Origin of the sequence: Pseudophaeobacter sp. 1A16562 (assembly GCF_041008785.1) — a bacterium.
GTDB lineage: Bacteria > Pseudomonadota > Alphaproteobacteria > Rhodobacterales > Rhodobacteraceae > Phycobacter > Phycobacter gallaeciensis_A.
Genome location: NZ_JAXGFT010000001.1, coordinates 467,304 through 478,761, shown reverse-complemented (window position 1 = coordinate 478,761; position 11,458 = coordinate 467,304). Strand labels below are relative to the sequence as shown.

The following is an 11,458-nucleotide window of genomic DNA, read 5'->3' as shown; positions in this document are numbered from 1 at the left end:
GGACGCTTGAGCAATTTGAGGGCTCCGCGCCCGGCGCGCTTGCCCAATCAGACGACGGAGAATATGAAAACCAGACCCGCAGACTCTCGTTATGAATAAGGGAGCCTCGGGGGGCAGGTCATCTAGCATTCTGTTATCCATATGAAATTATCACCGCCGCATGGGGCTTTCACATATGGGAACTTCCCTCTGTCGCGCTCAAGGGCGAAAATGATACCCCAGTGCTACCCAAGCCGAAAATCGCACAGGAACGATTGAGCGTAGAGTTAAGTAAAGCATTGTTTTCATTTAGTAAAAATGGTGCCCGGGGGCGGAATCGAACCACCGACACGAGGATTTTCAATCCACTGCTCTACCCCTGAGCTACCCGGGCACGGGAAGGCGTCTCGCCTTGGGTGTGGGCCTTCTATGCTGTGGGGCGGGCGGTGTCCAGAGGCTTTTTGAAAGAAATTTTTCAATGCCGGAACTGTGAGGGCTTTTCTCCGGAGGACAGCGATCTTTCGGTCTCTTCCAGCGCCTTTTCAATGTCTTCCGGGTCCCGGCTGGGGACCGCATAGGCGCCGTTCAGCCATTTCGCCAGATCAAGATCCGCGCAGCGCCGAGAGCAGAAGGGGCGGTAGGCGCGGGCGGTTTCCTCGCCACAGATCGGGCAGCTCATCGCAGAATCTCCCGCAGGGTCGGGCGGCCGCGTTTGCGTTGCAGTTCGAAGTGGCCCAGGTTGGTCCAGCCGACCAGAACCGTTTCTTCGCTGTCGGCGCGCAGCGCGGCCCGCAGAGTGGTTTCAAAGGCGCGCCGGTCCTTTTTCGGCATCGGCGCCAGATCCAGCACGATTTGTCCGCCAAGTCCCCGAACACGCAGCGCCCGGGGCAAGTCTTTGGCGCAGGCCATGTTGGCCTTCAGGCCGGCCGCGAGAGAGGTATCGGTGCCGGTGTTGACATCGACGGCCACCAGTGCGCGCGTGGGTTCGATATAAAGGAACCCGCCGCCCGGCAGCGGTTCGCGGATACCCTGGGCCTGGTCAAGCGCGTCCAGCACACCGTGGGTCTCAAAGCCGCCCGGAGTGCGTTCGACCTCGGCCGGTTCGACCCAGTCGCGCCAGGCGCGGATATGGGGGCCGTCGCCTTCGGCGAGGGTTTCCACCTCGGTTCCGTGATCGTTCAGGACCTGATCGGCTAGGGCTGCCATGGCGGCGATATCCTCGGCCACCTCATCGGCATCCGCGCCCGCGCAGGCAGAGCGCAGGATCAGGCCGTAATCGGTGCCTTCCATCGCAAGATGAGCAACCTCCAGCAGGCGGTCACGCTCATCCTCGTCCCGGATCGAGCGGGAGATGTTCAGCCCCGGGGCCTCGGGGGTGACGATGGCGTAGCGGCTTTTGAACAGCAGTTTCTGGGTGACGGGGATCGCCTTGCCCGGCTCCGCATAACCGGTGACCTGCACCAGAAGCTGCTGGCCCGGGGCCATACCCTTAACCTGCCGCAGGAAAGCGGCGCCATCAGGCGTGCTGAGGAACATGCCGCCTTGGCCCTTGACCGGGCGATCGGCGCGGGCGCGGTAGACGGTGCCGGGCACGGGGGCATCGCCATCGATCAGGAAATCCTCAAGCTTGCCATCGACCATCAGCGCGGCGGCCTCGTGGCCTTCGATGTGGTCTAGAACGATCGTGCGGCCCTTCATGCGGCGGCCTCCTTGTATAGTGGCCAGCCCGCGGCCTGCAGAAGATGGGCGGTTTCGCAAAGCGGCAGGCCGACGATCCCGGTAAAGGAGCCGTTGATCCAGGGAATAAGGGCCCCCGCTGGTCCCTGAATGGCATAGCCACCGGCCTTGCCCTGCCAGTCGTCACTGGCGAGATAGGCGTTCAGTTCCTCATCGCTGAGGCGCTTCATCTTGACCTGGCTGACCACGTCCTTTTGCCAGACCCTCTCGCCGCGGCGCACCGCGACCGAGGTGATGACCCGGTGGCGGCGGCCAGACAGGGCCAGCAGGAATTCGGCGGCCTCTCCGGCATCGGCGGGTTTACCCATGATTCGCCGCCCCATCGCGACGGTGGTATCGGCACAGAGCACAACATCATCGGCCCCTGCTGGCACGGCCTGCACCTTTTCACGTGTCACGCGGGCGCAGTAGTCGCGCGGCAGCTCACCCTTGTGAGGGGTCTCGTCGATATCCGGCGGGCGGACCGCGTCCGGGGTGACGCCAAGCTGTGCCAGAAGTTCCAGCCGCCGCGGGCTGCCCGATCCCAGAATGAATGCCATGAGGGGCCCTTTTATCTATACCGTGCCAATGCTGCCGTGGGCCCTTGTTTTAGGAGTAAACCCACAAAAACAAAAGCCCGGCGTCTGGGCCGGGCTTTGGTCGTCAAGTCGGATCGGTCGCTTATTTGAAGCGGTAGTTGATCCGGCCCTTGGTCAGGTCATAGGGGGTCATTTCCACCTGAACCCGGTCGCCAGCCAGAACACGGATGCGGTTCTTGCGCATCTTGCCTGCCGTATGTGCGATGATCTCATGGCCGTTTTCCAGCTCGACCCGAAACGTCGCATTGGGCAGGAGTTCCTTCACGACACCGGGAAATTCGAGCGTATCTTCCTTGGCCATGTTCTCTCCATCATTGCGTTACCCCGTCAATCTGCGGGGATGAGCGCTTAAATGAGCCTATTTTCCCAATTTTTCAAGGGCGCAATCACGGCATGAGGCGAATTGTGTAGGTTTTTGTCCTGCTGTTCTGTTCGTCCCAGTGGCTGCGGTTGCGGACGACCCCATTGCGACGGACCTCGGCGACCTGTGCGATGTCCACTTCGGCCAGGGTCCAGCCGGGCTGGTCCAGGGTGCCTTCGGCAAAGACGCCGGTCGCAGGGAAGCCGGTATCCGGCGGACCAAAGATGCCACCCATGCCGCATCCCACGTCAACCGATTCGGACCAGTCTGCCTGCCCCACGATTGAGGCCATGGCGGTGATGCACTGGTTTTCCAGCGCCCGCGACATGGCGCCGATACGCACTCGCCAATATCCCGCCAGCGCCTCGGTACAGGAGGGGACAAGGATGATATCTGCCTCTTCCAGCGCCCGGCCCAGCAGGGGGAATTCGCTGTCATAGCAGATCAGCACGCCGATCTTGCCAAGCGCGGTGTCAAAAATCTTGAGCGGTCCGCCCCCGGTGACATTCCAGGGATCGCGCTCGAACATGGTCATGATCTGCTTGTCCTGATGGTCCCGCTCTCCGGTCGGCGCGTAGAATTCGGCGCGGTTCACCGGGCGCTCGAAACCGGCATTCGCCGGGGCCGAGGCGCCGAGGATATGAACACCGTGTTCGGCGGCCAGTTTCAGGTGCAGCGCGGCGGCATCCTCCATCCGATCCGATACGGCATGCAGGGACCGCTCCAGGTCGAGCGCGGCGTCAGCGCCATCCAGGGTCGCCAGTTCCATCGCGCCATATTCGGGAAAGACCAGAAGGTCGGCGCCCTGTTTGGCGGCATCGCCGACCCATTTTGCCAGCTTGTCCTCGTATTGAGCCCAGCTGTCGAGCCAATCGAGCGGGTAGGCGGCGGTAGCGATTTTCACGGGCGAGATCCCTTTTGTCTGGCGGGTACCCCGCCGGTCGTTTCAAAGTGAGCCTACAGCTCCCGGCTCCAGAATTGCAGCGCCTTTTTGCTTTCGGCGCGGTCGCCAATGTCTGTCCAGGTGAACTCTGCAAGCACACCCGGCATCGGGCGGTAGCCGCGTTTGCGCCAGAACACATCATTGCTGCGGTAGTCTGCGGGGCGCAGCGGGTGATCCTCTGGGCGGATCACGCTACAAAAGGCCGAAAGCCTGAAACCAAGGGTGCGCGCGTGCGCTTCGCGGTGGTCAAAGAAGGCATGGCCGATACCCTGTCCCCTGAACTCTGGCAGCAGCACGGATTCGGCGCAGTAGAACACATCCTCGACAGGCAATTCGCCCTTTGAGATCTGCGCCGCATCGCCATGACTGCTCAGCGGCATGCCTGTGGCCGCGCCGATCACACGTCCTTCGGATATAGCTGCCACCAGCACCGCATCGGGCGTGTCGCGGTAGCTACGCAGATAATGCTGCTCATAGGCTTCGTCCCCATCATAGAGATAGGGAAAGGCGCGGAACACTTCGATGCGCAGCCGTGCCAGATCCGGCAGGGCAGCCTCCAATGCCTCGCCCGAGAGCGCTTTGACCTTAACCGCCATCAGGCCGAGACCTGCGCCATCCAGTCAGAGAGGTTGTAATAGGTGGTGACGCGGGAAATCTTGCCGTCCTTCAGATCAAAGAAGGAGCCTGCAGGCAGACGGTAGCTCTGGCCGCGCGCCTCGGGCAGGCCCGCGTCGGTTTCCAGATAGGTGCCGTTGACGATATATTCGGCGGCGGCGCGGCTGCCGTCCGGGGTGGAAAACACCACCATGTCAGTCAGCTCCTCACGGTAGCAGCGGCTCATGTGGTCGCAGAACTCGGCGAATTTTTCCTTGCCAACGCGGATGTTGCCCTCGTTGACGTGATGGGCCACGTCGTCAGACAGGCAATCGATCATGCCTTGGGTGTCGCCTGCGTTGAAGGCCGCGAAATAGCGCGTGATGGTGTCGCTCATAACGGCTCCGTCGGTTCGCCCCAGCGGGCTTTCAGGTGTTGAATGATCTGGTCGCGGGTCTGCCGGTAGCTGTCCAGCTTGGCCTCGCGGGTTTCGCCAAGGCCGGTCGGATCCATGATCGGCCAGTATTCGACTTCGAGGTGAAAATAGCGGGTCAGCTCCAGCGCGCGGCGCTGGCTGGCGGGCGACAGGGCCACTACCAGATCAAAGGACGACAGATCATCGCCCCATTGCTCCATCTCGTCGAAAGAGCGCGACCGGTGGCGCGACAGTTCCACCCCAATTTCCTGGCAGACAGCGATGCAGAAGCCGTCTATTTCCATGTCGTTCTTGACGCCGACCGACTGCACGTAGGTCCCGGCGCCATAGAACTTCTTCATGATCCCCTCGGCCATGGGGGATCGGACCGCATTGTGGTCACAGCAGAACAGGATGGACTGCGGTAACTGCTCCACCCGTCAGCCTCCGAAATGCAGGACGCAGATCAGGGTGAACAGGCGACGGGCGGTGTCGGTATCCACCTCGGCCTTGCCCTCCAGACGTTCCTGAAGCACGCGGCTGCCTTCGTTGTGAATGCCGCGCCGGGCCATGTCGATGGTCTCGATCTGGCTGGGGGGCAGGGTCTTTACGGCGGTGAAATAGCTTTCGCAGATCTGGTAGTAATCCTTCACCACCTGACGGAAGGGCGACAGCGACAGGTGAAATTCCGCCGCCTTCTGCCCGTCTTCGGTGGTGATATCAAAGACCAGCCGTTTATCCCGGATCGCCAGCCCCAGATGATAGGGGCCGGGGGGGACAGCGCGCCCATCACGGGCAGGCAGGGTAAAGGAGTTCTCCTCGATCAGGTCAAACAGCGCCACCTTGCGCTCCTGCTCGATCTCGGGGGTCGGGGGCGGCAGGTTGCTGTCGTCCAGCTCGATATGACTGATGCGGCTCATGGCGTGCGATCTCTTAACCGGGAATCGCATCCTCACTAGCCGATGGCGCGCGGCGCGGCAATCTTTTGAGGGCTGCCTTGCGCCGCGTCCGGCCGTGATCAGTCGTTCAGCGCGTTCAGACGCTGGGTGACGGACAGGCCGTGCGCCTCCAGGCTTTCGCTTTGCGCCAAGGTTTCTGCCGCCGGGCCGATGGCGCGCAACGCTTCGGGCGTCATCCGGGCCAGGGTGGTGCGTTTGAGGAAATCCATCACCGACAGGCCCGAAGAGAACCGCGCCGAGCGCGCCGTGGGCAGCACGTGGTTGGGGCCGCCGACGTAATCGCCGATGGCCTCGGGCGTGTATTGGCCCAGGAAGATCGCCCCGGCGTGGATGGTTTTCTGGCTCAGTTCTTCGGGATCGCCGACGCAGAGTTCCAGGTGCTCGGGCGCGATGCGGTTCGACAGGTTTGCGGCCTCATCGAGATCGCGCACGGTGATCACCGCGCCGAAATCGCGCCAGCTGGCTCCGGCGATGGCGCGGCGCTCCAATGTTTCAAGGCGCTTGTCCACGGCTTCGGCCACCGCGCGGCCAAAGGAGGCATCGTCGGTGATCAGGATCGACTGGGCGCTTTCGTCGTGTTCCGCCTGGCTCATCAGATCCAGCGCGATCCAGTCGGGGTTGTTGTCCTTGTCGGCGATCACCAGGATTTCCGACGGCCCGGCGATCATGTCGATGCCCACCTTGCCGAAGACGCGGCGCTTGGCGGCGGCGACAAAGGCGTTGCCGGGGCCAGTGATTTTATCCACCGGCGCGATGGTTTCTGTGCCATAGGCAAGCGCCGCAATCGCCTGAGCGCCGCCGATGCGATAGATCTCATCCACCCCGGCCAGCCGCGCCGCCAGCAGCACCAGCGGGTTCAGCACCCCGTCGGGCGTGGGCACGGTGATGGCAAGACGCTCGACCCCGGCGACCTTGGCCGGAATGGCATTCATCAGCACCGAAGAGGGGTAAGAGGCCAGCCCGCCCGGTACATAGAGGCCTGCAGCAGAAACCGCCGACCAGCGCCAGCCAAGGATGGCGCCCGCCGGGTCGGTCCATTGGGCATCTTCGGGCATCTGCCGTTCGTGATAGGCGCGGATGCGATCCGCAGCGAGTTCCAGCGCCGCCCGTTCCGCAGCAGGGACGCCTGCGATCGCGGCGGTCACTTCGGCCTCGGAAATTGCCAGCTTGTCGGCGCTCAGCTCCAGCCGGTCGAACTTCGCTGTCAGATCGATCAGGGCCGCATCGCCGCGGCTGCGTACATCGGCAATGATCTCCGCGACAGTGGCGTCCACGTCCGGGCTGTCCTCGCGCTTGGCGCTCAGAAGCGCGGCAAAGGAAGCCTCGAAATCGGCATCAGAGGTATCAAGGAATACAGGCATCTGGTCACTCCGGCTGGTGCGACCGGGACATATAGAGCGAACCGCGCCGGGACAAGCCTTTGCCGCCGGGTGCAGCAGTTTGCCCTGCCGCAGCCCGCCGGGCAGCGGCGTCAGTCGTCGCCGTGATCGGGCGCCTTGCCGGAAGGCGCAGTATAGGGCCGTGTCACATCGCGCAGCGAAACATCGATGGCCTCGACAGAGAGGCGGATGGCGCCATCGCCGGCCAGGGTCAGCACCAGGTGGCCGGCACCATCTTCGCCGGGTTCAAAGGACAGCGACAACAGCGACAGCACAAGATCCTTGTCGCTGCGGTCGACCCCTTGCGAGGCGACGCCCAGCACATTGTCGACCACCAGCAGCGATTGCACCCGCTCGTAAGCGCGGGCGCGCTTTTCGGCTGCGGCGCGATCCTCCCAGCGGAACCGGTTGACCAGCAGCGCAAAGCGGTGCCGGGAGGCCTGCCAGCGCATTTCGGTAACCGGAAACACCGAATCCTGCACCAGCGCCGAAATGACCTTCAGGTCCTCTTCTTCCTGCGCGCCAAGGTTCAGCGGCGCCTCGCGGCCCTCTTCAAAGGTTGCGTCTGCCATCAGGTCCCCTTGATCCGTTCAATTTTTGCGCCAACGCCGGACAGCTTGCTCACCACGTGCTCATAGCCGCGGTCCAGATGGTAGACCCGGTTGACCAGGGTTTCACCCTCGGCCGCAAGTCCCGCCAGAATCAACGAGACCGAAGCGCGCAGATCGGTGGCCATCACCGGGGCACCTTTCAGCCGGTCAACCCCGGTTACGGTGGCGGTGCCGCCCTGCACGTCGATGCGGGCGCCCATGCGGGTCAACTCCGGCGCGTGCATGAAGCGATTTTCGAAAATCTTTTCTTCCAGAACGCTGACCCCATCGGCGGTGCACATCAGCGCCATCATCTGCGCCTGCAGATCGGTCGGGAAACCGGGGAAGGGTTCTGTGGTCACATTGACCGCCTTCACCCTGTCGCCGCGGCGGCGCACTTTCAGGCCCGCGTCTGTTTCCTCGATGGCGACGCCTGCCTCGTCCAGCTTTTCGGCAAAAGCGCCGACCAGATCCATCCGGCCGCCCAGCAGTTCGACTTCGCCGCCACAGATAACCGGTGCCAGCATATAGGTGCCAAGCTCGATCCGGTCGGTTACCACCTGGTGGGTGGCGCCGTGCAGGCGATCAACGCCCTGCACTTCGATTCGCGAGGTGCCGTCGCCTTCGATCTGGGCGCCCATCTTGCGCAGGCAATCGACGAGATCCGAAATTTCCGGCTCCCGCGCGGCGTTGTTGATGACGGTGGTGCCCTTGGCCAGGGTCGCCGCCATCAGGATATTTTCAGTGGCCCCGACCGAAGCAAAGGCAAGATCGATCACCGCGCCTTTCAGTCCACCAGGCGCCTTGGCATGAAGATAGCCGTCGCGCAGGTCGATCTCGGCGCCAAGCGCCTCCAGCCCGTGAATATGCAGATCCATTGGGCGCGCACCGATGGCGCAGCCCCCCGGCAGCGACACCACCGCCTGACCCAGTCGGGCCAGCATCGGCCCCAGCACCAGATTCGACGCCCGCATTTTGCGCACGATGTCATAATCGGCCACGTGATTGTCGAGGTTGTGGCTCGACATGGCCTGCACCTGACCGTCCTGAAGCGCGGAAACCTCGGCGCCAAGGGATTGCAGCAGCTGGGTCATCGTCTTGATGTCGCTCAGCCGCGGTGCATTGGTCAGGGTCAGCGGTTCTTCGCTGAGCAGCGTTGCCGGCATCAGGGTAAGGCAGGCATTCTTTGCCCCCGCGATGGGGATCTGCCCCTTAAGGGGGCCATTGCCCGTTACCAGAATCGAATCCATCCGCTCTACCTTTCCGAACCGCCTGTTTGCTCGTCCTGTTTCCCGGCACGCGCCTTAGACTGCGCCTTGCGGCGGGCCATGTTGGCCTTCAGGGCGGCCTTGAGGCGATCCTCGCGGGTGGTGGACTGAGCACTGGTTTTTGGTGATTTTTTATCTGCCATAAACCTTGTGTAACTTAGTGTGAAAAAACCGTCCAGAATGGTCTTGCGCCGCTCTGCGTTTATCCCTAAAAGCCCCCTCACCGGCGCTGCTGTAGCTCAGAGGTAGAGCACTCCCTTGGTAAGGGAGAGGTCGAGAGTTCAATTCTCTCCAGCAGCACCAGTAAACTTTCCCGACGATATATCCCGTAAATAGCCCGCCATGTCGGTCTTATGGTTTTGCCATGTGAACTGGCCCAATTTGCGCGGGTTTCGTGACTATCCGCTATGCAAACTGCGATTCGAATTGCGGTAATCCGGTCGATTCCCTGCAGGCTGTTTCGTGCCTCTGCGTCTGATTCCCGCATGCCTGCCAAAATGGTGCGGCCATTAGCTGGCCACCACAAAACATCCGGGGGCAGAGATCGATTCACGCCCCGGCCGCGCCGCCTCACTCCCCGATAAAGCGGCGCATCAGATGGGCCTCTTGGCCGCGCATCAGGTCCTCGGCCACCTGCATGTGCGAGGCCATGATCTCGCGCGCCCGGTCTGCATCGCAGCTGCGCAGCGCCTCGACCAGTTGCAGCTGGTGTTTGCGCCCTTTGCGCCACAGCTCCACATTCGGCGGATCATAGAGACCGCGATACACCGTCAGATCGGTCAGGATCTGCGCCATGAAACCGATGACAAAGCCCAAAAGCCTGTTGTTGGCGAAATCGGACAGCCGCGCATGGAAGATGAGAGAGGCGATATGCTGCTCTTTCTCTTCTTCCGAAGATTTGGCCGGCTCGGGATAGCGTTCGGCAAGCTCCTGCAGTTCTGTCAGTTGTGCCTCGCTCAGCTTTCCGGCCAGGCTGGCGGCAAGTTCCGGCTCCAGCGCCCGGCGCATCTGATAGATGTCCGCCACCGACAGGTCCTGAAAGTAGAAATAATTCGCCAAGAGAGACCGGGCGCGTTCGGCAGAAACCTCGCCAACCATGCTGCCGCCGCCGGGGCCGGTCTTGGTCACGATCAGGCCCTGCGCCTCAAGGATACGCAGCGCCTCGCGCACTGTACCCTTGGAGACGCCGAATTCCTCGATCATGGCGCTTTCATTGGGCAGCTTGTCGCCCTTTTTCAGGTCACGCTCGACCACCCACTGCTTGATCTCTTCCGCGACCCGGACGGGGCGGGATTTCTTGGGTTTTGTGGGGGGCGTGTTGCTGCCGTCCATTCGGAACCTCTGTTTTTATCATTATAAAAATATAGACTTCATAGGGCGCCATGTGTAGTGCCTAATTTATCATTATAAATATGGAGGCCGGGATGGACTGGGGTCAGATCGCGCAGAACCGTTTGGCAGAGATTGCGCAGTGCAGCGTAGATTCCGAAGGCGTTACGCGGTTTCCGTTCACCACCGAACATGGTGAGGCGGCCAAGATTATCCGCGCCTGGATGGATGCTGCCGGGATGGCGGTGCGCTGGGATGCCGCAGGAACCCTGATCGGGCGCAAGGAAGGGCCCGCGGGGGCGCCGACCTTTCTGATCGGCTCGCATCAGGATTCGGTACGTAACGGTGGCCGTTACGATGGCATCATGGGTGTCGCTCTGGGATGTCTTGCGGTTGAAAAGCTGACAGCAGAGGGCACTGATCTTCCCTTCGCGGTTGAGGTTCTGGCCTTTGCGGATGAGGAAGGCGTGCGGTTTCCGACGGCGCTGATGGGGCCACGGGCTCTGGCAGGTACCTTTGATCCATCTGTTCTGGAGATGACCGACCGCAGCGGTGTATCGCTGCGGCAGGCGCTGGCGGATTTTGGTGGCGATCCGGACGGGGTGGCGGCGCTGCAGCGCGATCCGGCGGGAACCTTGGGGTATCTGGAGCTTCACATCGAACAGGGGCCGGTGCTGGAAGACGCGGATGTGGCGCTGGGCATTGTCACCGGCATCTGCGGGATCGAGCGCAACACGGTGATCTTTACCGGTGATACTGGCCATGCGGGCACGGTGCCCATGGCAGGGCGCCGGGATGCCTTGGTCGCGGCCTCGGAGTTTGTTACCGAGGTTTTTGATGCCGCCAATGAGGTGGTGGACCTGCGCGCCACGGTGGGATCCTTGTCGTTGCTTCCGAATGTGGTCAATGCAATCCCCCGCCAGGTTGAACTGACGCTGGAAATCCGGGCTCTGCAGGATGAAGCCCGTGAAGAGTTTGCCGCATTCGCGCAGGCGCTGGGACAGAAGATTGCCCGGAAACGCAATGCGGGCTTTGCGATGCACCGCACCTATGACCAGCCCGCAGTACCATGTGACGCGGGTCTGGTGACGGCGCTTGAAACATCAGTGCGACAGGGCTGCCCGACCGCGCCGCGGCTGCCATCGGGGGCGACGCATGATGCTTCGGCCATGGCAGATCTTTGTCCGATCTCGATGCTGTTTCTCCGCTGCAAGGATGGCGTCAGCCACAAGCCGGAGGAATTTGCATCAGACGCCGACATGGCGGCCGCGATCGAGGCGGTTTCGACCTTTCTGACCTCCTTGCCTACTGGCGCGTGATCAGCGG

General features: G+C 62.3%; 14 protein-coding genes and 2 tRNA genes. 2 read left to right on the top strand and 14 right to left on the bottom strand.

Going from position 1 to position 11,458, the window contains the following annotated elements; translation table 11 throughout:
• Positions 1-298 precede the first annotated feature (298 nt).
• From SM764_RS02330 to murA, 13 genes are all read right to left on the bottom strand, one after another.
• A tRNA-Phe gene (locus tag SM764_RS02330) sits at positions 299-373 on the bottom strand.
• Positions 374-454: 81 nt separating this feature from the next.
• The gene (locus SM764_RS02325; RefSeq protein ID WP_274831491.1) at positions 455-658 is read right to left on the bottom strand and encodes a DNA gyrase inhibitor YacG; all 204 of its coding nucleotides are present in this window, start codon (positions 656-658) and stop codon (positions 455-457) included.
• Positions 655-1,677 carry a ribonuclease E/G gene (locus SM764_RS02320; protein WP_368947351.1) on the bottom strand — a complete coding sequence of 341 codons (1,023 nt, stop codon included), beginning with the start codon at positions 1,675-1,677 and terminating at the stop codon, positions 655-657. The genes SM764_RS02325 and SM764_RS02320 overlap by 4 nt, the downstream gene beginning before the upstream one ends.
• A complete protein-coding gene (locus SM764_RS02315) occupies positions 1,674-2,255 on the bottom strand; it encodes a Maf family protein (protein ID WP_274827512.1) in 582 nt (193 codons plus the stop codon). Before SM764_RS02315 ends, SM764_RS02320 begins: the two co-directional genes overlap by 4 nt.
• A 121-nt stretch (positions 2,256-2,376) precedes the next feature.
• Positions 2,377-2,595 carry a translation initiation factor IF-1 gene (infA, locus tag SM764_RS02310; RefSeq protein ID WP_005620785.1) on the bottom strand — a complete coding sequence of 73 codons (219 nt, stop codon included), beginning with the start codon at positions 2,593-2,595 and terminating at the stop codon, positions 2,377-2,379.
• An 85-nt stretch (positions 2,596-2,680) separates the two neighbouring features.
• A complete protein-coding gene (locus SM764_RS02305; protein WP_369000913.1) occupies positions 2,681-3,559 on the bottom strand; it encodes a carbon-nitrogen hydrolase family protein in 879 nt (292 codons plus the stop codon).
• 53 nt (positions 3,560-3,612) lie between these two features.
• Positions 3,613-4,194, bottom strand: coding sequence for a GNAT family N-acetyltransferase (locus SM764_RS02300; RefSeq protein ID WP_368947349.1), 582 nt, complete (start codon positions 4,192-4,194; stop codon positions 3,613-3,615).
• Positions 4,194-4,589 (bottom strand): ketosteroid isomerase-related protein, encoded by a 396-nt coding sequence (locus tag SM764_RS02295; RefSeq protein WP_065272406.1) that lies wholly within the window; start codon positions 4,587-4,589, stop codon positions 4,194-4,196. The genes SM764_RS02300 and SM764_RS02295 overlap by 1 nt, the downstream gene beginning before the upstream one ends.
• Positions 4,586-5,044 carry an arsenate-mycothiol transferase ArsC gene (locus tag SM764_RS02290; protein ID WP_369000912.1) on the bottom strand — a complete coding sequence of 153 codons (459 nt, stop codon included), beginning with the start codon at positions 5,042-5,044 and terminating at the stop codon, positions 4,586-4,588. Before SM764_RS02290 ends, SM764_RS02295 begins: the two co-directional genes overlap by 4 nt.
• A 3-nt stretch (positions 5,045-5,047) precedes the next feature.
• Positions 5,048-5,527, bottom strand: coding sequence for a UPF0262 family protein (locus SM764_RS02285; RefSeq protein ID WP_065272408.1), 480 nt, complete (start codon positions 5,525-5,527; stop codon positions 5,048-5,050).
• Positions 5,528-5,625: 98 nt separating this feature from the next.
• Positions 5,626-6,927, bottom strand: coding sequence for a histidinol dehydrogenase (hisD, locus tag SM764_RS02280; RefSeq protein WP_369000911.1), 1,302 nt, complete (start codon positions 6,925-6,927; stop codon positions 5,626-5,628).
• A 110-nt stretch (positions 6,928-7,037) separates the two neighbouring features.
• Positions 7,038-7,517 carry a DUF2948 family protein gene (locus tag SM764_RS02275; RefSeq protein ID WP_274831484.1) on the bottom strand — a complete coding sequence of 160 codons (480 nt, stop codon included), beginning with the start codon at positions 7,515-7,517 and terminating at the stop codon, positions 7,038-7,040.
• Positions 7,517-8,785, bottom strand: a complete 1,269-nt coding sequence (gene murA / locus SM764_RS02270; protein WP_368947347.1) for a UDP-N-acetylglucosamine 1-carboxyvinyltransferase — start codon at positions 8,783-8,785, stop codon at positions 7,517-7,519. The genes SM764_RS02275 and murA overlap by 1 nt, the downstream gene beginning before the upstream one ends.
• A 246-nt stretch (positions 8,786-9,031) precedes the next feature.
• Here murA and SM764_RS02265 point away from each other — a divergent pair.
• Positions 9,032-9,106: transfer RNA gene (locus SM764_RS02265), tRNA-Thr, on the top strand.
• A gap of 267 nt (positions 9,107-9,373) precedes the next feature.
• Here SM764_RS02265 and SM764_RS02260 read toward each other — a convergent pair.
• Positions 9,374-10,135, bottom strand: coding sequence for a FadR/GntR family transcriptional regulator (locus SM764_RS02260; RefSeq protein WP_368947346.1), 762 nt, complete (start codon positions 10,133-10,135; stop codon positions 9,374-9,376).
• Positions 10,136-10,227: 92 nt separating this feature from the next.
• Here SM764_RS02260 and SM764_RS02255 point away from each other — a divergent pair, with 92 nt between their 5' ends.
• Entirely contained in the window at positions 10,228-11,451 is a 1,224-nt protein-coding gene (locus tag SM764_RS02255) for a M20 family metallo-hydrolase (RefSeq protein ID WP_369000910.1), read from the top strand.
• The last annotated feature ends 7 nt before the right edge of the window (positions 11,452-11,458 follow it).

What these genes read in the sequence shown, in the direction of transcription:
- SM764_RS02325 (WP_274831491.1), bottom strand. Translation starts at nt 658, where the DNA reads ATGAGCTGCCCGATCTGTGGCGAGGAAACCGCCCGCGCCTACCGCCCC.
- SM764_RS02320 (WP_368947351.1), bottom strand. Translation starts at nt 1,677, where the DNA reads ATGAAGGGCCGCACGATCGTTCTAGACCACATCGAAGGCCACGAGGCC.
- SM764_RS02315 (WP_274827512.1), bottom strand. Translation starts at nt 2,255, where the DNA reads ATGGCATTCATTCTGGGATCGGGCAGCCCGCGGCGGCTGGAACTTCTG.
- infA (WP_005620785.1), bottom strand. Translation starts at nt 2,595, where the DNA reads ATGGCCAAGGAAGATACGCTCGAATTTCCCGGTGTCGTGAAGGAACTC.
- SM764_RS02300 (WP_368947349.1), bottom strand. Translation starts at nt 4,194, where the DNA reads ATGGCGGTTAAGGTCAAAGCGCTCTCGGGCGAGGCATTGGAGGCTGCC.
- SM764_RS02295 (WP_065272406.1), bottom strand. Translation starts at nt 4,589, where the DNA reads ATGAGCGACACCATCACGCGCTATTTCGCGGCCTTCAACGCAGGCGAC.
- SM764_RS02285 (WP_065272408.1), bottom strand. Translation starts at nt 5,527, where the DNA reads ATGAGCCGCATCAGTCATATCGAGCTGGACGACAGCAACCTGCCGCCC.
- hisD (WP_369000911.1), bottom strand. Translation starts at nt 6,927, where the DNA reads ATGCCTGTATTCCTTGATACCTCTGATGCCGATTTCGAGGCTTCCTTT.
- SM764_RS02275 (WP_274831484.1), bottom strand. Translation starts at nt 7,517, where the DNA reads ATGGCAGACGCAACCTTTGAAGAGGGCCGCGAGGCGCCGCTGAACCTT.
- murA (WP_368947347.1), bottom strand. Translation starts at nt 8,785, where the DNA reads ATGGATTCGATTCTGGTAACGGGCAATGGCCCCCTTAAGGGGCAGATC.
- SM764_RS02260 (WP_368947346.1), bottom strand. Translation starts at nt 10,135, where the DNA reads ATGGACGGCAGCAACACGCCCCCCACAAAACCCAAGAAATCCCGCCCC.
- SM764_RS02255 (WP_369000910.1), top strand. Translation starts at nt 10,228, where the DNA reads ATGGACTGGGGTCAGATCGCGCAGAACCGTTTGGCAGAGATTGCGCAG.